General features: G+C 39.9%; 17 protein-coding genes. 16 read left to right on the plus strand and 1 reads right to left on the minus strand.

Annotated elements, in window-relative coordinates:
- The first annotated feature begins 1 nt into the window (after position 1).
- From sov to BGO42_RS05200, 14 genes are all read left to right on the plus strand, one after another.
- Positions 2–7,246, plus strand: coding sequence for a T9SS outer membrane translocon Sov/SprA (gene sov, locus BGO42_RS05135; protein WP_273246453.1), 7,245 nt, complete (start codon positions 2–4; stop codon positions 7,244–7,246).
- A gap of 61 nt (positions 7,247–7,307) precedes the next feature.
- Positions 7,308–7,688: a glycine cleavage system protein GcvH gene (gene gcvH, locus BGO42_RS05140; protein ID WP_177731684.1), complete on the plus strand. Its 381-nt coding sequence runs from the start codon at positions 7,308–7,310 to the stop codon at positions 7,686–7,688.
- Positions 7,681–8,061 carry a VanZ family protein gene (locus BGO42_RS05145; protein ID WP_177731687.1) on the plus strand — a complete coding sequence of 127 codons (381 nt, stop codon included), beginning with the start codon at positions 7,681–7,683 and terminating at the stop codon, positions 8,059–8,061. Before gcvH ends, BGO42_RS05145 begins: the two co-directional genes overlap by 8 nt.
- Before the next feature lie 48 nt (positions 8,062–8,109).
- On the plus strand, positions 8,110–8,853 hold the full coding sequence (gene deoC / locus BGO42_RS05150) for a deoxyribose-phosphate aldolase (protein WP_177731689.1): 744 nt from the start codon (positions 8,110–8,112) through the stop codon (positions 8,851–8,853).
- A gap of 12 nt (positions 8,854–8,865) precedes the next feature.
- Positions 8,866–10,965 (plus strand): gliding motility outer membrane protein RemB, encoded by a 2,100-nt coding sequence (remB, locus tag BGO42_RS05155; protein ID WP_273246452.1) that lies wholly within the window; start codon positions 8,866–8,868, stop codon positions 10,963–10,965.
- A gap of 43 nt (positions 10,966–11,008) precedes the next feature.
- Positions 11,009–11,551, plus strand: a complete 543-nt coding sequence (locus BGO42_RS05160; protein WP_177731695.1) for an SRPBCC family protein — start codon at positions 11,009–11,011, stop codon at positions 11,549–11,551.
- Between the two features lie 159 nt (positions 11,552–11,710).
- Positions 11,711–12,613 (plus strand): heme o synthase, encoded by a 903-nt coding sequence (gene cyoE, locus BGO42_RS05165; protein ID WP_177736193.1) that lies wholly within the window; start codon positions 11,711–11,713, stop codon positions 12,611–12,613.
- Between the two features lie 4 nt (positions 12,614–12,617).
- Positions 12,618–13,199, plus strand: coding sequence for a cytochrome c oxidase subunit 3 (locus tag BGO42_RS05170; protein ID WP_177731698.1), 582 nt, complete (start codon positions 12,618–12,620; stop codon positions 13,197–13,199).
- 44 nt (positions 13,200–13,243) lie between these two features.
- Entirely contained in the window at positions 13,244–14,221 is a 978-nt protein-coding gene (locus BGO42_RS05175) for a cytochrome c oxidase subunit 3 (protein WP_273246451.1), read from the plus strand.
- A 19-nt stretch (positions 14,222–14,240) separates the two neighbouring features.
- On the plus strand, positions 14,241–14,591 hold the full coding sequence (locus BGO42_RS05180) for a cytochrome C oxidase subunit IV family protein (RefSeq protein ID WP_177731704.1): 351 nt from the start codon (positions 14,241–14,243) through the stop codon (positions 14,589–14,591).
- Positions 14,592–14,671: 80 nt separating this feature from the next.
- Positions 14,672–15,322: a hypothetical protein gene (locus BGO42_RS05185; protein WP_177731708.1), complete on the plus strand. Its 651-nt coding sequence runs from the start codon at positions 14,672–14,674 to the stop codon at positions 15,320–15,322.
- A gap of 65 nt (positions 15,323–15,387) precedes the next feature.
- On the plus strand, positions 15,388–16,014 hold the full coding sequence (locus BGO42_RS05190; protein ID WP_177731711.1) for an SCO family protein: 627 nt from the start codon (positions 15,388–15,390) through the stop codon (positions 16,012–16,014).
- Positions 16,015–16,019: 5 nt separating this feature from the next.
- Positions 16,020–16,559 (plus strand): DUF420 domain-containing protein, encoded by a 540-nt coding sequence (locus tag BGO42_RS05195; protein WP_177731714.1) that lies wholly within the window; start codon positions 16,020–16,022, stop codon positions 16,557–16,559.
- Positions 16,549–16,824, plus strand: coding sequence for a CAMCR motif-containing small membrane protein (locus BGO42_RS05200; RefSeq protein WP_273246450.1), 276 nt, complete (start codon positions 16,549–16,551; stop codon positions 16,822–16,824). Before BGO42_RS05195 ends, BGO42_RS05200 begins: the two co-directional genes overlap by 11 nt.
- Before the next feature lie 53 nt (positions 16,825–16,877).
- Here the strand turns inward: BGO42_RS05200 and BGO42_RS05205 are convergent, their stop codons facing one another.
- A complete protein-coding gene (locus BGO42_RS05205; RefSeq protein ID WP_177731716.1) occupies positions 16,878–18,269 on the minus strand; it encodes a DUF4403 family protein in 1,392 nt (463 codons plus the stop codon).
- A 144-nt stretch (positions 18,270–18,413) separates the two neighbouring features.
- On the opposite strand from BGO42_RS05205, the gene BGO42_RS05210 reads away from it, so the two are divergent.
- Together BGO42_RS05210 and BGO42_RS05215 are read left to right on the plus strand one after the other, a co-directional pair.
- Positions 18,414–19,847: a TolC family protein gene (locus BGO42_RS05210; RefSeq protein ID WP_273246449.1), complete on the plus strand. Its 1,434-nt coding sequence runs from the start codon at positions 18,414–18,416 to the stop codon at positions 19,845–19,847.
- Between the two features lie 6 nt (positions 19,848–19,853).
- Positions 19,854–21,170: an efflux RND transporter periplasmic adaptor subunit gene (locus tag BGO42_RS05215; RefSeq protein ID WP_273246448.1), complete on the plus strand. Its 1,317-nt coding sequence runs from the start codon at positions 19,854–19,856 to the stop codon at positions 21,168–21,170.
- Positions 21,171–21,247: the final 77 nt, after the last annotated feature.

The following is a 21,247-nucleotide window of genomic DNA, read 5'->3' on the forward strand; positions in this document are numbered from 1 at the left end:
CTTGGAAACATTTTACTCTCATGATTTTTTTAAGAAGACAAAGACCGGATTTACAATTTTGGTTTTATTCTTTTGTTTTTCTATCCAAGCTCAGGTAGACGAAGAAGAACAAGATTCTATTAAAACTGGGGCATCCTTAGGGAAACTTAATATATCGAATCCCAAAAGCATTCTGGAGGCTTATACCTATGATCCGGTTACGAATCGGTATATCTATACCAAAACTTTTGACGGTTTTAATATTAACTACCCTATTATACTAACGCCACAGGAATATGAAGAATTGGTTTTGAGAGAATCAATGCGGGATTATTTCAAGCAAAAATCAAGTGCGATTGACGGCAAGAAAGCCGGAAGTGAAAATGCTAAAAAAGATTTATTACCAAGATATTATGTGAATTCAAGCTTCTTCGAAGCCATTTTTGGAGGGAATACCATCGATGTGAAACCGTTAGGTTCCGTAGAAGTCGATTTGGGAATGCGGTACACCAAACAGGATAATCCGGCTTTCTCACCCCGAAACAGATCGACATTTACATTCGATTTCGATCAGCGGATCAGTTTGAGTTTACAGGGGAAAGTAGGAACCCGGTTAAACGTAAATGCCAATTATGATACCCAATCAACCTTTGCGTTCCAGAACTTAATCAAACTGGAATATGCTCCGGGTGAAGATGATATCATCAAAAAAATAGAAGTTGGTAACGTAAGCTTACCATTAAACAGCTCCCTGATTCGTGGAGCACAAAGTCTTTTTGGGGTTAAAGCCCAGTTCCAATTTGGAAAAACAACTGTAACGGGAGTCTTCTCGGAACAAAAATCGCAAACCAAAACGGTTACGGCCCAGGGCGGAGGAACCATTCAGGAATTCCAGTTATTTGCAATGGATTATGATGCAGACAGACACTACTTCCTGTCACAGTACTTTAGAAACCGCTATGACGATGCTTTAAAACCCTATCCGCAAATCAACAGCCGTGTACAGATTACCCGTGTGGAAGTTTGGGTAACGAACAAACAGAACAGGGTTAGTACTACAGACAATAACCTTAGAAACATCATGGCCTTGCAGGATTTAGGGGAGGCACAGCAGATGGGCGTTAATGATACAGATATTATCGGTATTCCTTCGGCAGGATTTTTTAACCAGCCGCCGGGATCGCCAGTAGACAATAAAAATAACAAATTCAACCCTGCAAATATCGGTACGAACTATTTGGGATCGGGTATCAGGGAAATTTCCAGTGGAAATACAGCCTTTAATATTCCGGCTTATACCGCTGTTGAAGGAAAAGATTTTGCGAAACTGGAAAATGCCAGAAAACTGACTTCAAACGAATATACCTTCCATCCGCAGTTGGGATATATCTCCTTAAACCAGCGTTTGGCAAACGATGAAGTATTGGCGGTAGCTTACCAGTATACAATGGGCGATCAGGTTTTCCAGGTTGGAGAATTCGGTACAGACGGTATTGACGGTACTGTGGTACAGCCGGGAGCAAACCAGGGCGATCAGCCAATTGTAAACACACAGAGTCTTATCCTTAAGATGTTGAAAAGTAGTTTGACCAATGTGAGTCAGCCTGTCTGGAATTTGATGATGAAAAATATCTACCAGATTCCGGGAGCTTTCCAGTTAACACAGGAAGATTTCCGTTTTAATATTTTATATACCGATCCTTCCCCGTTAAATTATATCACTCAGGCTCCGGCAGGAGGGGTGTCACAACCTTCGGTTCCTTTACCGGCAGATGTGGAAAATACACCGTTGATTAAAGTATTTAACCTGGATCGTTTGAATTATACCAATGACCCGCAGGTTGGCGGAGACGGTTTCTTCGACTTTGTACCGGGGATTACGGTAGATCAGCAAAACGGACGGATTATCTTTACCACGGTAGAACCATTTGGTAAACACCTATTCGATAAACTGAAAGTATCACCAACAGAAAACTATACCGGAGACCCGAACAGTGGATCCGACTATAATGCGAACCAGAAAAAATATGTTTTTAGAAACCTCTATAAAACAACACAGGCCGGCGCATTACAGGATAGCGATAAAAATAAATTCCAGTTAAAAGGTAAATTCAAATCTTCCGGAGGCGACGGTATTGCAATTGGTGCCTTTAACGTTCCTCAGGGATCTGTTGTGGTAACAGCCGGAGGAAGAAGATTGGTGGAAGGTGTCGATTTTACAGTTGATTACCAGAGAGGTCGTGTTCAGATTCTGGACCCTTCCTTACAGGCATCCAGCATTCCGATTGAAGTAACTTTGGAAAACAATGCCATCTTCGGACAGCAGACAAGACGTTTCTACGGATTGAACGTAGAACATAAATTCTCGGATAAATTCCTGGTAGGCGGTACCTTCCTGAGACTATCGGAACGTCCGTTCACGCAAAAATCAAACTACGGACAGGAATCCGTTAACAATACGATCTTCGGATTAAATACTAATTTCTCTACAGAAGTACCATTCTTTACCCGATTGGTAAACAAGCTTCCGAATGTAGATACCGATGTACCGTCCAACCTTTCCTTTAGAGGAGAAATTGCTTACCTGCAACCGGGCGCTTCAACAGCCGACCAGTTTAACGGAGAAGCAACAACCTATATTGATGACTTTGAAGGTTCACAAACAACTATAGACATGCGTTCGGCCCAGGCCTGGTCATTAGCCAGTACACCGGTTGGTTACGGCGATGAACTAGCTGCTCCGGACTATGGCTTCAGAAGAGCGAAATTGTCATGGTACTCTATTGACCCCACATTTTATGCTTCGTCACAATTACCGGCAGGTTTATCTGTAGATGATATTTCTTCAAACAGAACCCGTAGAATTTTCAGCCAGGAACTTTACCCGGTAACCGATATTGCCCAGGGACAAAGTACGGTTGTGAACACTTTAGACTTAACATACTACCCTCGTGAGAGAGGACCTTATAACTTTAGTACGCTTGCAAATCCGGCCGATAACTCTTTGGCGAATCCGCAAAACAACTGGGGTGGTATCATGAGAGCGATTAACTCGACCAACTTCGAACAGTCGAATGTGGAATACATCCAGTTTTGGATGATGGACCCTTATTACGGCGCCAATAACCCGTCGTTGTTTACCAATGAAGGAAAACTGACATTCAACTTAGGAGAAATTTCGGAAGATATTTTAAAAGACGGAAGAAAGTTCTATGAAAACGGTTTAGGACCAAATCAGATATTGGTACAGCCGCAGGGACCTTGGGGTAACGTTCCGGCTTCCCAATCCCTGATCTATGCTTTCGATACCAATGAAAACAACCGTGAGGCACAGGATGTCGGATTTGACGGTTTAAATGATGCAGAAGAAGCGGCTAAATTCCCGGCATTTGCTGGAAATCCCGATCCGGCTGCAGATAACTACCAATACTTCCTGAATGCACAGGGTGATATTATCCAGCGTTACAGAAACTACAACGGTGTACAAGGAAACTCACCGATAGCCGTGTCCGATACAAACAGAGGATCGACTACCTTACCGGATGTGGAAGATATTAATCGTGACAATACCATGAACACGATTAATGCCTATTGGAAATTTGAAGTGCCTATTAAATACTATCCGGGCGACGTACCGGTTGGACAGGACTTTATTGCCGATGTGCGAATCAACAATAACGTGGATTTAGCCAATGGCGGTACCGGACAGGTAAGATGGATCCTGTATAAAATCCCGATTCTGGAAGCGACAGATGCTAACCGTGAAGGAACAATTTCCGATTTCCGTTCGATCCGTTTTATGAGAATGTTCATGTCGAACTTCTCCGATCAGATTACATTGCGTTTCGGAGCTTTAGACCTGGTTAGAGGAGAATGGAGACGTTATACCAATACATTGGATCCTAACGAAACACAAGAACAAAATGAAAACGACAACACCGGATTCGATGTTGTAGCGATAAACATCCAGGAAAACGGAAACCGTTCACCAATTCCTTATGTAACCCCTCCGGGAGTTACCAGAGAGCAATTGTATAACAACAATACGATCATTAACCAAAACGAGCAGGCCCTTTCCCTAAGAGTCTATAAAAAAGAGGCCGGATCTCCGGGCTTAGGCGGATTGGAACCGGGTGATGCAAGAGCGGTATTTAAAAATGTTAGTGTAGACATGCGTCAGTTTAAAAAACTAAGAATGTTCCTGCACGCAGAAGCATTGCAGCCACCGGCAGAAACACAGCCGTTAATGGCCGATCAGATGGTTGCTTTCATCCGTTTTGGTAATGACTTTACACAAAACTTCTACCAGGTGGAGATTCCTTTAAAACCAACGGCTTTCTCAGCCCGTTCGGCAGAAGAGATCTGGCCGCTTGAAAATGAAATCGATTTACGACTGGAATTGCTGACACAGTTAAAAGTATTGGCTTTACAGAATAATCTGCCGGTACCGGCAGACCCGCTTACCGGAATTGCCTATGTGCGGGAAGATATCCTGGATCCGTCCTTGTCTGCCAAAGTGAATAAATTAACGCTGGGTATAAAAGGTAATCCGAATTTCGGTATGGTAAGAACCTTAATGGTCGGATTGAAAAATATCTCAACCCAGGAAGTAAGGGGAGAAGTTTGGTTCAACGAACTGCGCATGTCGGAAATGGACAACAAAGGTGGTATGGCGGCTATTGCCAATCTGGATACCAACTTTGCCGATTTAATGAACATTTCGGCTACCGGTAGAATGAGTACCGTTGGATTCGGAACACTGGAACAGGGACCAAATGAAAGAAGCCGTGAAGATGTTAAACAGTATAATATCGTTACCAATATTAACCTGGGTAAATTATTGCCGAAGAAATGGGGAATCAACCTGCCATTCAACTATGGTATCGGTGAAGAGATAATCACACCGGAATATGATCCGTTCAACCAGGATATCAAATTACAGCAATTGCTGGATGTAACGGCTGACGGTGCTGAAAAAGACAATATCCGTAACCGTGCGATCGACTATACAAAACGGAAGAGTATTAACTTTATCGGCGTGAAAAAAGACAGGGCTCCGGAACAGAAACAACACGTTTACGACCCGGAAAACCTTACCTTATCGTATTCCTTTAACGAAACGGAACACCATGATTTTGAAGTAGAGAATTTATTGGATCAGCAGGTAAAAACATCTGCCGACTATGCCTTTACGTTTAAACCGAAAGCGGTTGAACCGTTAAAGAATACGAAATTCATGAAGAAAAGCAGTTACTGGAAAATGTTGAGTGATTTTAACTTTAACTACCTTCCGACTAATATTTCATTCAGTTCGACAATTTTACGTCAGTACAACAGACAGCAATTCCGTCAGGTGGATGGTGTTGAAGGTATTGCGATTGATCCGTTATACAGAAGAAATTACTTCTTCAACTACCAGTATGGTTTTAACTATAACCTGACAAAATCATTGCGTATCAATTACAATGCGTCGTCCAATAATATCGTGAGAAACTATCTGGATGAAAACAAAATTCCGGATCCGAACAATACGATCTGGGACAGCTATTTCGATATCGGAGAACCGAATAATCACACGCAGCAGTTGAATATCAACTATGACCTGCCGTTAAATAAACTGCCGTTCTTAAGCTTTGTGAAATCGACTTATACGTATACCGGTGATTACAACTGGCAGCGTTCTTCGGATGCTTTCTCTTCTATTGATGGCTATGATTTAGGAAACACCATTCAGAATGCCGGTTCCCACCGATTGAACACGGTATTAACGATGGACAGCTTCTATAAATATATCGGATTGACCAAGCAAGGTAAAAAAGTGGCACCGAAACCGGCAGGACCAGCGCCGAAACCGGTTCCGGGTCAGAAGATCACTAAACTGGATGCTCCGGTTGACAACAAGCCAAATCTGATTTTAGACGGTTTGATCAGCGTGGCTACCAGTGTGAAAAACATCCAGATCAATTATACCGAAAATGGTGGTACGGTACTTCCGGGTTACCTGCCAAGTATCGGTTTCTTCGGAACGATGCAGCCTACACTTGGATTTATTATGGGTAGTCAGTCGGATGTTCGTTATGAAGCGGCCCGAAACGGCTGGTTGACCAACTATCCGGAATTCAATCAGAGCTTTACTCAGGTTAAAAATAAAATCCTTGATGTGACCGCTCAGGTAGAGTTATTCCCGGATTTAAAAATCGACTTGAATGCCAACAGAACCTATGCGCAGAATTTCTCTGAGCAATATGATGTTGATGCTTATGGTAATTATAATTCCCGTTCGCCATACGATTTTGGTAACTTCTCCATTTCGACGGTGCTGATTAAAACAGCGTTCTCACAAAGTGATGAAAACTTCTCGGCAGCATTTAATGACTTTAGAAGCAACCGTTTGGTAATTGCAAACCGTTTGGCAGAAGAAAGAGGAATCGATTTAACGAACCCTGCCAATATTGGTACGGACGGTTTCCCGAAAGGATTCGGAAGAAACAGCCAGGCAGTATTGTTGCCGGCATTCTTAGCGGCCTATACCGGAGCAGATGCATCCAGTGTGTCGACAGGAATTTTCCGTGATGTTCCGATTCCGAACTGGACCGTGAAATATACCGGATTAATGCGTTATAAATTCTTTAAAGATAACTTCAAACGTTTCTCTTTACAGCATGGATACCGGGCGTCCTATACGGTAAACTCCTTCCGTTCGAATTTTGAATATGATGCCAATCCGGATGTTGTGAATCAGACCACACAGAATTATCCGGTAAAAACCATAGTATCGAATGTTAACTTAGTGGAACAATTCAACCCGTTAATGAGAGTGGATTTTGAAATGAAAAACTCATTCAAGATTTTGGCGGAAATGAAAAAAGACCGAAGCTTATCGTTGAGTTTTGATAACGGATTGCTGACAGAAGTAAAAGGAAATGAATATATCGTAGGATTGGGATACCGTTTTAAAGATGTAACGATCAACTCCAAACTGGCCGATAATCCAATGGGTGTCATTAAGAGTGATATTAACCTGAAAGCCGATTTATCATTACGTCAGAACCAGACGATTGTCCGTTATCTGGATTATGATAACAACCAGTTGGCAGGAGGTCAGGATATCTGGTCGCTAAAACTAACAGCCGATTATATGTTCAGCAGAAACCTGACAGCGATTTTCTATTATGATCATTCGTTCTCTCAGGCGGTTATTTCAACATCGTTCCCAATGACGAATATTCGTGCCGGGTTCACATTGCGCTATAACTTCGGAAATTAATAAAGAAAAGATTTTATAGTTATCACTAATAAATATACATTTGCCAATAAAAATAAACACAATGAATATACCATCTAACTTAAAGTACACAAAAGACCACGAATGGGTAAGCCTTGAAGGCGATATTGCAACGGTAGGAATCACTGATTTTGCTCAGAAAGAATTAGGAGATATCGTTTATGTAGAAGTTGAAACTTTAGATCAGACACTTGATAAAGATGAAGTTTTCGGAACAGTAGAAGCGGTTAAAACGGTTTCGGATTTGTTCTTGCCTTTAACAGGAGAGATTATTGAATTCAATGATTCATTAGAGTCAGAACCTGAAAAAGTAAACACGGATCCTTACGGAGCTGGATGGATGATTAAAGTGAAAGTTACCGATGTGGCTGATTTCGATTCATTGTTGTCCAGTGATGCCTATAAAGAATTAATCGGTGCCTAAACTAAGTCTTTGGTTAGCATTATTCTGGTCACTTTTTATAGGTATTGCCTGTCTGATCACGTTTAATGATAACACCGGAATTGATATTCCAAATAAGGATAAGTTTGTTCATTTTGTTTTTTACTTCCTGTTCACCTTTTTTTGGTTTAAGTTTTTAGATAAAAAACAGAACCAGTGGACGCTGAATAAAAAACTGATTACGGTTTTTCTTCTTGGTTTTACCTATGGGGTAGCCATTGAAATTTGCCAGGGACTGTTTACCCAAACACGATCGGCAGATATTATGGATGTTTTAGCCAATAGTACAGGAGGTTTGTTTGCCGTAATTGTTTTGTATTTTTTAGAAAAGATAAAAAACAGAAGACCAAATTAATTACCATATAACGATCCCACTTCTGTGGGATTTTTTTATTTTTATACCATGGATATTAGAAATTATTTAGATTCGACCTATTTGAAAACTGCCGAACAGGCGGGAGTTTCCGAACAAGAAAATATAAAAATCGCAACCGCTTTCATTGAGGAGGCAATTGAAGAAGGTTTTAAACTGATCATGATCAGACCGGACAGGGTAGCACTGGCTAAAAAAATGATTACAAAGAAGAAATCCAATCTTACGATCGGAACGGTAATCGATTTTCCGAATGGAAACGGTACGCTTGAAGAGAAACTGACGGAAGCGGTACAGGCTATTGAAGACGGCGCCGATGATCTGGATTTTGTACTCGATTATGAAGCCTTTAAAAACGGCGAAGTGGATGCGGTGAAAAAGCAGGTTCTGGAATGTACACGTTTAGGACTTTTCCATAATAAAATTGTAAAATGGATTATTGAAGTTGCGGCACTGAACGATCATCAGATTGTACAGCTTTCGGCTTTGATAAAAAATATTGTGATTGCCAACTTTAAAGAACAGCAATACGAATCGGTTTTTGTAAAATCATCAACCGGTTTTTACAAAACGGAAGAAGGAAAACCAAACGGAGCCACGGTTCCGGCAATCAAACTGATGATCGAAAATGCTTTTCCGCTATCTGTTAAAGCGGCCGGTGGTGTACGTACCTATCAGGAGGCATTGGAAATGATTGCTTTGGGTGTAAAACGAATCGGCACTTCTTCGGCAAAAGCCATAGCGAGTGGTGAAATTTCTAAAAACGATTACTAAAACGCATTGTTAATGAGGTATTTTTGGTGTGTGTTCCTGTTGTTCTTAATGAATGGCAAAACATTTTCTCAGACAATGTCGAGAGAGCAGTATCCTGTTTTTAAAGCCTGTAAAGAAGTTGCGCAGGAAAACAAAGAAGCCTGTTTTAACCATCAGGTGCAGGACTTTTTCTATAACAACTTTAAAGTTCCGGACGAACTGGTACAGCAAAACTATAAAGGAACGGTTATCGCGCTTTTTGAAGTGGATACAACCGGTGCTTTTAAACCGTTGTATATCGATGCCGCTTTCCCGGAACTAACAGCAGAAACCAAACGTGTTTTTGCCGCTTTGGATAAAGTGGAGCCGGCAAAATATGCCGGAAAACCAACCTATGCCAAATATACCATTCATATTGCCATACCGCTGGTAAAACCGGCCATGCCGGGCAGTACTGCTGTTGCCGGTACGTTCAGAAAGACATCGGATGTGAATAAGGAATTGGAAGAGTTTGACAAAATTGTGAGCAAACCATTTCAAAACCCGCAATTCAAAAGCAACCTGAACATCCCGTTTACCCATCAGAACTATATGGTTTTTGATGCGGCTGTAAATCAGGTGGGAAGCAATAATCACTCGGCATCGAAACCATATTCTTATGCGGAAGTGGCGAAATACTATGATTTTGAAGCCGAACAGCGAAAACTGCTGAAAAATAAAACCTCCTGGTGGGGAAGAAAGCTGTGGAATGAAAATATGGCAGCGATCCAGGGTGAGGATTATTGGTTTACGATAAATCCTATTTTCGACCTGCGGTTGGGGAAAGATTTCGGTAGTGATTTAAAATATACTTATGTGAATACCCGCGGGCTTCAGGTTCAGGGAGCCATTGGCGAGCAGCTTAGTTTCTCGACGTCGGTTTATGAGAGTCAGGGACGTTTTGCCGATTATTACAATGCCTATGCAGAATCCATAAAACCTTCCGGCGGAAATCCGGCAATTATTCCGGGTATCGGTATTGCAAAAGAATTCCGGACAGATGCTTACGACTTCCCGATGGCGGAAGCGAATCTGACCTATACGCCCAATAAATTCATCAACCTGCAACTGGGTTACGGAAGAAACTTTATTGGCGACGGTTATCGCTCGTTACTGCTTAGTGATGCGGCAAGTCCGTATCCGTACTTTAAGATCAATACCACCTTCTGGAAGATCAAATATACAAACACCTATATGTGGCTGAAAGATGTGCGTAACGAGGTGACCGACGAGAAAACCTATGCTACAAAATACATGGCAAACCACTATTTGAGCTGGAATGTTACCAAACGGTTTAATTTAGGATTTTTCGAATCGGTGATCTGGAGCAATACCAACGACCGTGGATTTGATTTCAATTTTGTCAACCCGATTATTTTTTACCGTGCGGTTGAATTCTCCTCTTCTTCAAAAAGCGGAAATGCCGTGTTGGGATTAACGTCGAAATACAAGCTGAGCAACCAGTTTAATCTTTACGGGCAGTTTCTGTTAGATGAATTTTCTTTAGGAGACGTTAAAGAAGGTAACGACAGCTGGAAAAATAAATACGGCTTTCAGCTGGGTGCAAAATATTATGATGCTTTTAAAGTTAAAAACCTGTTGCTGCAGCTGGAATACAACCATGTTCGCCCTTATGTTTATGCACACAGCAATGTGCTGACCAATTACGGGCATAACAACCAAAGCATGGGGCATTTGTGGGGTGGAAACTTTAAAGAAGTCGTAGCGATCGCAAAATATTATTACGGGCGATGGTTTGCCGATGCCAAACTGATTTACGGACAAAGAGGTCTGGATTTCAATACTGCCGACAATACCTTTAACTACGGAGGGAATATTTATAGAAATTATGACGAAAACAGACCGTATGATTCGGGTGTGGTTACAGGACAGGGGAATAAAACCAATGTGCTGATTGGCGACTTCCAGGCCGGGTATCTGGTCAATCCGGCAATGAATCTGAAATTCTTCGGAAATATCATCTATAGAAACTTTGATCCGATGGCGGAAACCGCTACAACGCTTAAAAATTCAACAACCTGGTTTTCAGTTGGCTTAAGGGCGGATTTGTTCAATTGGTACTATGACTATTAATATTTTTTTGTACTTTTAAAAAGTAACCAGAAAATAATGTGATATGAGAATCTTGAAAAAACTTATTTTCTTTTTTATCGGAATAATCGTTTTGCTTTTAATAGCGGGATTGTTTGTTAAAAAAGAGTATGCGGTAGAAAGGGCGATTGTGATCAATAAGCCTAAAGCCGAAGTTTTTAACTACGTGAAGTTTGTTAAAAATCAGGATAATTACAGTGTTTGGAACAAGAAGGATCCTGCAATGAAAAAAGATTATAAAGGGAATGACGGACAAGTAGGATTTGTGGTAGCCTGGGACAGCAGTGACAAAGAAGTCGGTAAAGGAGAACAGGAAATCGTAAACATAGTGGACGGGGATAGAATCGACATGAAACTGCGCTTTAAAGAGCCGTTTGAGGCAGAAGATAATGCTTATATGATAACGGAAACCGTTAGTCCGAATGAAACAAAAGTGAAATGGGGTTTTAAAGGAACGATGAACTATCCAATGAATCTGATGCTGTTGTTTATGGATATGGACAAAGAATTGGGTGGTGCTTTAGATGCCGGACTGAAAGATTTGAAAACCATTCTTGAAAAACCGTAATCACAAAAAAAGAAATATTTAAAAAAAGAGGAGCCTGCCGGGTTCCTCTTTTTTGTTAAAAGTGCTGTTAAAGATTGATTTTAAGAGTATACTTTTGATGAGAAGTAAATTTTGGAGTATATTTGCGCACCGTTTTTAGAAATAATAATGAAAACTGCTTTGAACGCTTCAGAAAAATCAATTTCAATCACTTCTTTATTTACTGATTTTAAGGGAATCACTAAAGCTGGTTTAGCGATTAGTGTGGTTTTTTCATCAATAGTAGGTTATTTGTTGGGTGTATCTGCTGAATTTCCTTTTGACTGGATGACCTTTGTTTTGCTTGGTATTGGTGGGTATTGTATGGTTGGTGCTTCAAATGTTTTCAATCAGATTATAGAAAAAGACCTGGATGCTTTAATGGACCGAACTAAAAATCGTCCGTTGCCATCAGGGAGAATCACCAAACAGTCGGCTTTTATTTTAGGTGCGGTACTAACGGTGATCGGATTGGCAATCCTGTATACGATCAACCCTAAAACAGCAATGTTCGGGGCGATTTCAATCTTTCTTTATACCAGTGTTTACACGCCGTTAAAGACCATGACGCCGCTATCGGTTTTTGTGGGGGCTTTTCCGGGAGCTATCCCTTTTATGTTAGGATGGGTAGCCGCAACAAATGAATTTGGTATTGAGGCGGGAACGTTATTTTTAATACAATTCTTCTGGCAGTTCCCTCATTTTTGGGCTATTGGCTGGTTCTTGTATAAAGATTATGAGAAAGCCGGTTTCTTTATGTTGCCTACAGGGAAACAGGATAAGAAAACCGCTTTGCAAACCATTTTGTATACGGTATGGCTTATTGTGGCTTCGTTAATTCCGGTAGTAGGATTTACCGGTGATTTGAAACTGAGTTATGTAGCCGCCGGGTTTGTATTGCTTTTAGGATTGTGGATGTTGTATTATGCTGTGAAGCTGTACAAGGAAATGGATGAGAAAGCAGCAAGAAAATTAATGCTCGTTAGCGTTACTTATATTTCATTGTTGCAGCTGATTTATGTTATAGATAAATTTTTACGTTAATTATATGGAAATGTCAGTTCAGGAACATAACGATAGAAAAGCAAGGTCATTTAAGATGCTGCTTTGGTTTGCTATGATTAGCATCGTTATGGTATTTGCAGGCTTAACAAGTGCATACGTGATTAGTAAATCCAGACCGGATTGGTTAAAGGATTTTACGCTTCCAAGTGCTTTTATAGCGAGTACGGTAGTAATGCTGTTGAGCAGTGCAACGTTTCATTTGGCTAAAAAAGCCATTCAGAAAGACAACAGAGCGGCAACTTCCAATTTTCTGCTGCTAACGCTTGCTTTAGGGATCGCATTTGTTGTTTTGCAGTTTGTGGGGTTTGATCAGGTAATTCAAAGCGGGTATTTCTTTACCGGAAGTGAAAGTACGATCACAACGTCATTCTTGTATGTGGTAGTTATCGTGCATTTAGCCCATCTATTTGGAGGGTTGATAGCACTTTTAATTATAATTTATAATCATTTTAAACAAAAATACAATTCAGGTCAAACCCTTGGAATTGAGCTTGGTGCGATGTTTTGGCACTTTTTGGATTTTCTTTGGGTGTATTTGTTTTTATTTTTCTATTTCTACAAATAGAAAAAAAATGTAAATTTGGGAACTTTTTAACTAATAACTTTATAATGGGAGCGACAGTTACTACAACAGCTACTAATGGAAAAACTTGGGACGGCGGAAATGAACCGATGGGAGCGAGTTATGGCAAGATGATGATGTGGTTTTTCATCGTATCAGATGCCTTAACATTCTCTGGATTTTTGGCAGCTTACGGTTTTTCAAGATTTAAATTTATTGAAACTTGGCCAATTGCGGACGAAGTTTTTAATCACTTTCCGTTCTTGCACGGAGTGGATGCACCAATGTACTATGTGGCATTGATGACATTCATCTTAATTTTCTCATCTGTAACCATGGTATTGGCGGTAGATGCAGGACATCACTTAAAGAAAACAAAAGTTGCCGTTTATATGCTTTTAACGATCGTTGGAGGTTTTATATTCTTAGGTTCTCAGGCTTGGGAGTGGAAAAACTTCATTCAGGGAACGTATGGCGCGGTAGAAACAAAAGGAGGTTCTATCCTTCAGTTTGTTGATAAAGACGGAAAGCGTGTGGCATTAGCTGATTTTGCAGCACACCTTCCAAAAGAAAGAGAGCAATTAACAAGAGATAAAGGTATTTGGTTTATGAAAGAATCTTCGGTTCCTACCTATTCGGTTCAGGAAGTTGTAGAAGGTTTCAAAGCAAATCCGGATATCTTGATCCGTTCAGAATTCAATACTAAGGATAAAGTTAAAACGGTTTTATCCAGAGAAGAATCGCTTAAAAAATTAGACGATGTTAAGTATGTTGTTGAAGGAGCGAACCTGATCAGAAATGAATACGGGCATAAATTATTTGCAAACTTCTTTTTCTTTATCACAGGATTCCACGGATTCCACGTATTTACAGGAGTATTGATTAATATCTTGATCTTCTTTAATGTATTGTTGGGAACTTACGAAAAAAGAAGAAGTTATGAAATGGTTGAGAAAGTTGGATTGTATTGGCACTTTGTAGATTTAGTTTGGGTGTTCGTATTTACATTCTTCTATTTAGTATAATTTATTACAAAAGAATATCATGGCACATACACACGAATCAAATACAAAAAGAATCTGGGTTGTTTTCGGATTACTATCCATCATCACAACTGTAGAAGTTATTTTAGGTATTATAAAACCACATTCATTGTACATGACAGATTTGCTGTCTATGAACTTACTGAACTGGATTTTCATAATTCTTACTGTTGTTAAAGCATACTATATTATGTGGGCTTTTATGCACCTTGAAGGAGAAAAAAGTAATTTTAGATGGTCAATAGTTGGACCGTTAGTTTTTTTAATTATCTATTTAGTGTTCATCTTGCTAGTAGAAGGTAATTATATCTTTGATGTGTTTAAAAATTCTGAATATAAATGGATTTTTTAATAGCATATTAAATTATAAAAAAGGCGGTTATTCAACCGCCTTTTTTTATTTTTGTACTCACAAAATAAAGGCCTTACATAATGAAAAAATATATTGTTCTTACGGTTCTTTTTGCACTTCCCATCTGTGCTTATTTATTCTTCGCTTCCGGTGTGAACAGCTTCGCTAAATTACCCACCGTTACCCCTAACATTAAAGAACTTTCCGATTGGAAATCGCTGGATGGCGAAAAAGTTCAGATGAAAGAGAAAATCACCATTCTTGGCTTTCCGGGTTCGGAAATGCTGTATAACAAAGGAGACGCTTTTAACCTGGACCAGAAGATTTATAATAAGAACAGAGAGTTTACCGATTTTCAGGTGGTGATGATTGCTCCGGAAGGAACAGAAGATCAGGCAAAGCAATTAAAAAGTGAACTTAGCGGTATTTCCGATTTAGCGGTATGGCATTATGTATTTGCCAAACCGGAGGAAATCCAGGCCTATTACAATTCCCTGAAACTGGTTGGCAAGCTGGACGACAAACTCAGAACACCAAATGTTTTTATCATCGATAAAGATTTAAACCTCAGAGGCCGGAAAGGGAAAAACAAAAAAGGAGAAGACGAATACAAAGAAGGTTATAACACCATTTCTGCTGCCGACCTTCACAATGAAATGAGTGACGATGTTAAGATCATTCTGGCAGAATACCGCCTGGCACTCAAAAAAAATAACAAAAGAAAAATATAATCATCTGAAGGTAATTAGCAACAGCTGTCTTTGCCGGTTATCTTGTCACGTTTAAATCATATATTATGAAGAACAAGTCATACATTGGGATTTCGTTTATTGTTTTAATTTTTGGTATTTGGGTAGTTCCTAAAATCCTGAATAAATTTCAGAAGGCAGATTTAGTCGTTATCGGCCCGGTTCCGAAATTTGAACTGATTGACCAGGACAATAAAAAAATATCCAATGAAGATTATTTAGGAAAGGTTTATGTAGTGGAATTCTTTTTTGCAACCTGTCCGACGATTTGCCCGATTATGAATCAGAACATGCTAAAGCTGCAGGATGCGTTTTATGGTAATCCGAAATTCGGTATTGCATCCATTACAATCGATCCGGCTCATGATACTCCGGCTGTTTTAAAAGCACATGCGACCCAGTTGGGCGTTAAAAATTACAATTGGCACTTTCTTACCGGCGATAAAAAATACATTTACGATTTGGCTTTAAAAGGATTTAACCTGTATGCCGGTGAAAATGATAAGCAGGCAGGAGGATTTGAACATTCCGGTTTGTTTGCCTTGGTGGACAAAGAAGGAAACATCCGATGCCGCAAAGACAGCTTTGACAACCCGATTTTATATTATGACGGATTGGAAGAAGCAGGAGTAAAAGCAATAAAAGAAGATATCAAAAAATTATTAGAAGAATAACAGTAATGGAGAATTCAGTTGAAAAGAAATATAATAAGTGGATCGTAGTATTGTCAGTTGCTATTCCGCTTGTGGTAGCCTTGCTTTTTGGGGTTAACTTACGAAAGTTAGGATATGATGTGGAACCGCTATCGTTCCTGCCGCCAATTTATGCCACGATAAACGGTGTTACCGCTGTAGTTTTGGTTGCCGCTGTTATGGCGATTAAAAACGGAAAGAGAAGTCTGCATGAAAACCTGATGAAAGTGGCTATAGCGTGCTCTGTTGCGTTTTTAGCAATGTATGTGGCCTATCACATGACTTCGGATTCTACGAAGTTTGGAGGAGAAGGCGCTATTAAGTATATCTATTACTTTATACTGATAACGCACATCCTGCTGTCGGTAATTATCATACCGTTTGTTTTGGTTACTTATGTGAGAGCCTTGGCAGAGCGTTTTGATAAACATAAAAAGCTTGCGAAAATAACATTCCCGATGTGGTTGTATGTTGCTGTTACCGGAGTGATTGTTTACCTTATGATTTCACCATATTATGCACACTAAAGAACTACAAAAAAAGAAAAGCGCTTTTTCCCTGCAATCTGTTTTTATAGCAGTATTGTTTTTAGCGGCTTCATTTAGTGCCAATGCACAATGCGCAATGTGCCGGGCTGCTTTGGAAAGTGAAGAAGGCGGTGTAAAGGCAGAAGCGGTAAATGACGGAATTGTATACCTGATGATTATCCCTTATGTCCTTGTGGGGGTTTTAGGATATGCTATTTACCGGTTAAAGACGAGGAAGAAAGTCAAACAGCCGGAAACGAATTAAATAAAAAAAAAGCAACCCGATCAGGTTGCTTTTTTTATGGTGTAAACGGGATGTTATTCCATTCCGTCAATCTTGATGCTCATTTGTCCGGAAGTTTTAATAAAAGCAATAATGGCCTTATCGGTTACTTCTACCTTGTCGAAAATAAAGTCATTTAGTTTGCCGTTCACAAAAACACCTTTCATCGGGGAATAATTGTTTAAATACGGCAGCATGTTTTTCTTGCCTTCTTCCAGGTTTTCCTTAATAGAATAGCGGCAGCTTTCCTGTATTTTGCTTAAAATAAGTCCCTGCATTAACCAGTTGGCGGTTTTGGTCAGTATACCTTTTGTATTGAGTACATAATCCATCTGGTCGAAATAGATCTCTTTGGTTAAAGCGTTATAATTGGGTATTCCGGAAAGGTAAATGGTTCCGTTGATGCTTCCGGTCATGCTCAGGGCAATAATCATCTTGCCGTCTTTATGCCATAAATCTACTTTTTGAACCACAATTTTCCGGCTTCCGGAGGCGAACTCTTTGCCCTGGAAATTCTTGGTAATAATACGGGAAGCACTTTCATAGGTCGAAACAGCCGCAACGGTAGCCTCAATTTTATCCGGCATTTTTGAAACCGGTTTTAAAACGATCGACTCCTTTTTAAAAGTGTTTAACGGTTCCTGTCCGACGATGGTCTGCATTTTGCATTTCAATCCCATATCCATCGTGATCTTACTTTTTGAAAGTACGGCATCGGTTACATACAATTCTGTCGGAGCAACCTTAAACCAGGTTTCATATAGTTCACTTGTTTTAAAAGGCGTGCTTATTTTTTCAAGGACTGCTAATACCTGAGGTTTGAAATCGGTTGTTTTGTTGATGGCATCGTCAATTGTCCTGGCGATTTTGGCTTTAAAAAGGCGTATCGTCGGATTGACCACATAGGTAATCGGGACATTTTTTCCGCCAACAACGATACTCGGGCTGTCTTTCCATTCGAAATCTTCAATTACAGAAGATGTTGTCAGTTTCCAGTTGGATAATTTGGCATCACTCAATAAGATAATCTGCCCGTTTAAATTGATTTCTTTGGTATCGTTTAAGCCCAGGAAATCCGTTCCGTATTTTATTTTAGCCCAGATTTTAAGCGGCAGTACCGAACGGATTTTGCCGTCCTTTTCCGTTAACTTGATCGGAGCCTGTTTCCAGATCTTCATCTCGGTTTTATCGTCAACCAGAATACTGTCGTTGTAAATTAAACCGTTTAACGATTTGTTTAACTGGTTTTCAATTTCTTTTAAAGGAATGTCAACCGGTAAGCTGATGAAAGAAGTGGTGGTTTCAAAAACAGCGGGCTTGTTGTCGCTGGGTTCCGGTTTTAAGGCGTCTATTCTGCTTGTTGTACTGCAATTGCTAAAGAACATCGCGAAGATAAAAACAGCGATGAATGAAAAAAAAGGCTTCATAGTGGGTTCTTCTAAAAATCTTCGGTAAAAGTAGGTTTTTATTGAAATAAAATTGTAACGTTTGTTAAAGAAAAGCGTCTAATCATAATAAAAATAGCAGTGATATGCTAACAGAAATTATATATTTGTAGGAAAATAAACGATATGAAGAGTACAACATTGCTGTTTTTGGGCTTGTCGATGGTGGCAATTCAAGCGAAAGCACAAACTAAAAAATGGACTTTAGAAGAGTGCGTTAACCACGCAATGGAGAAGAATATTTCTATCAAACAATCCGTTTTAGATCAACAGGTAGCACATATATCAAGAAAAGATGCTTATGGTAGTTTCCTGCCGACAATTAACGGTCAGGCTTCCCACTCATGGAACGTTGGTTTGAACCAGAATATTACAACAGGACTTTTGGAAAACCAAACCGTTCAGTTTACTTCTGCAGGGCTTAACGTAGGAATCGATATTTATAAAGGGTTACAACACCAGAACCAACTCCGAAAAGCCAATCTATCCATAATTGCGTCACAGTATCAATTGCAGAAAATGCAGGAAGACGTGTCGTTAAATATTGTCAATGCCTATTTGCAGATCCTGTTCAATAAAGAAAATCTGAAAGTTCAGAAAGAGCAACTGGCGTACGATACCAAGCAGATGGAAAGAACACAGGAGCTTGTTGATGCCGGAGTGGTGCCAAAAGGCGATCTTCTGGATGTCAAAGCAACGGTAATGGCAGACAATCAGAAATTGATTGCCAGTGAGAACGCGTTGTTGATCTCCCGCTTAAGTCTGGCGCAATTGCTGCAATTAGACGGTTTCAGGGAATTTGATATCATGGATAACGAAACACCGGTGAAAAACAGCAGTGTGATGATGGAAGAACCGGAAAAGATTGTTGAAAAAGCAAGGGAAACCAGAGCCAATATTAAAATAGCGGAAGCAAACGTATCGATTGCTGAAAAAGATCTGTCTATCGCAAGAGGAAAATACCATCCTACCTTGCAGGGATTCTATAGTTTCAGTACCCGTGCGGCCTATGCAGACAGAGTAGTGGGCTATCAGCAGGATCCTAACAACCCGACCATAGCAACACAATATTTTACCGAAAACGGATTAAGCGTTTTACAGAATAATTACCGCCCGATTTTAGGAAGTCCGGCTCCGGTGTTGGATCAGTTTAGCGATAACAAAGGACAAAATTTCGGTTTCTCCTTAAATGTTCCTATCCTGAATGGTTTGTCGGTTCGAAATAATGTAGAGCGTTCAAAAGTTGCTTTGGAACGTTCCAAAATCAACCTGGAACAACAGGAACTGGATTTGGAAAGAACGGTTTATACGGCTTATACCGATACAAAAGGATCGTTAAAATCCTATGAAGCGGCGCTTTCAACCTTAGAAGCAAGACAGGAATCATTCAATTATGCAAAAGAACGTTATGAAGTTGGCTTAATGAATGTTTTCGATTTTACACAAGCGCAAACCTTATTTGTAAATGCACAGTCGGAAGTATTGAGAACAAAATATGATTATATCTTCAGAACGAAAATATTAGAATTCTATTTTGGAATGCCGATCACTCAAAATTAAAAAATCATGAAAAAGAGTACAAAATTTCTTTTAATAGGAGGTGTCGTAGCTGTTGTTGCCTTGTTGTTAATACTAAGTAAAAAAGGTGTCATCGGGAATAAAGACAAAGGAACTGAGGTAGAAGTAGCTCAGGCAAATCAGATGACCATTATTGAAACTGTTTCGGCAACCGGAAAAATACAACCGGAAGTAGAAGTGAAAATTTCATCCGAAGTATCGGGAGAGATTATTGCGCTGTCGGTTAAAGAAGGGCAGACAGTAAAAAAAGGCGACCTGCTGGTTAAGATCAATCCGGATTTATACGAATCGGGATTAAACAGAACGGTAGCATCACTGTCTACATCAAAAGCCGGATTAAGCCAGGCGGAAGCACAGGTTAAGGAAGCGAAAGCCAACTATGAAAGAAATAAAAAATTATTTACCAAAGGCGTAATTTCCAAATCGGAATGGGATAAAATTGTTTCGGCCTATGAAGTGGCACAAGCGTCCAAGCAATCGGCTTATTACAGCGTTCAAAGTGCTTCGGCTACGGTAACAGAAGCAAGGGATAACCTCAACAGAACCACAATTTATGCACCGGTTGACGGAACGATCTCAAGACTGGATGTCGAATTGGGAGAACGTGTTCTGGGAACGCAGCAAATGGCAGGAACAGAGCTTTTAAGAGTGGCCAACCTGAATAATATGGAAGTTGAAGTGGATGTGAACGAAAACGATATTGTTAAAGTTAATATCGGGGATTCGGCAAAAATTGAAGTGGATGCCTACCTGAAAAAAGAATTTAAAGGTATCGTTACCAGTATTTCCAACTCGGCAAGTTCTACACTAACAGCCGATCAGGTAACGAACTTTAAAGTTAAAGTGAGAATATTAAAAGAATCGTATGAAGATCTGATTGCGGGCAAACCGGCAAATTTCTCACCTTTCCGTCCGGGTATGACTGCAACGGTTGATATTGAAACCAAGCGAAAAGAAAATGTTCTGGCAGTTCCGATTAGTGCTGTTGTAATGAAAACGGATACTATTTCCGGTAAAAAAGACGTGCTGGAAGAACTGGAAAAAGAAGAGAAAGAAAAAGTAAAAGGATCAACAGATAAGAAATTCGAATGTGTTTTCGTAAAAATAGCCGACAAAGCCGAATTGCGTAAAATCAAGTCCGGCATTCAGGATGATACCAATATTGAAATTGTAAGCGGACTGAAAAAAGGCGATGTTATCATTGTAGGACCCTATACAACGGTTACCAAAGATCTGAATCCGGGTGATAGAGTGACTGTTAAAAAGGACGAGATTCCGGATAAGAAAAAAGATAAAAAAGTTTAGTTTTTTGATTGCCATCAGGAAGATTCCTGATAACCATTTTGCCACGAACTGTATAAATGTTTCAGCCATGAAGCTGA

Source organism: Flavobacterium sp. 40-81 (assembly GCF_001898245.1).
GTDB classification, from domain to species: Bacteria; Bacteroidota; Bacteroidia; order Flavobacteriales; family Flavobacteriaceae; genus Flavobacterium; species Flavobacterium inviolabile.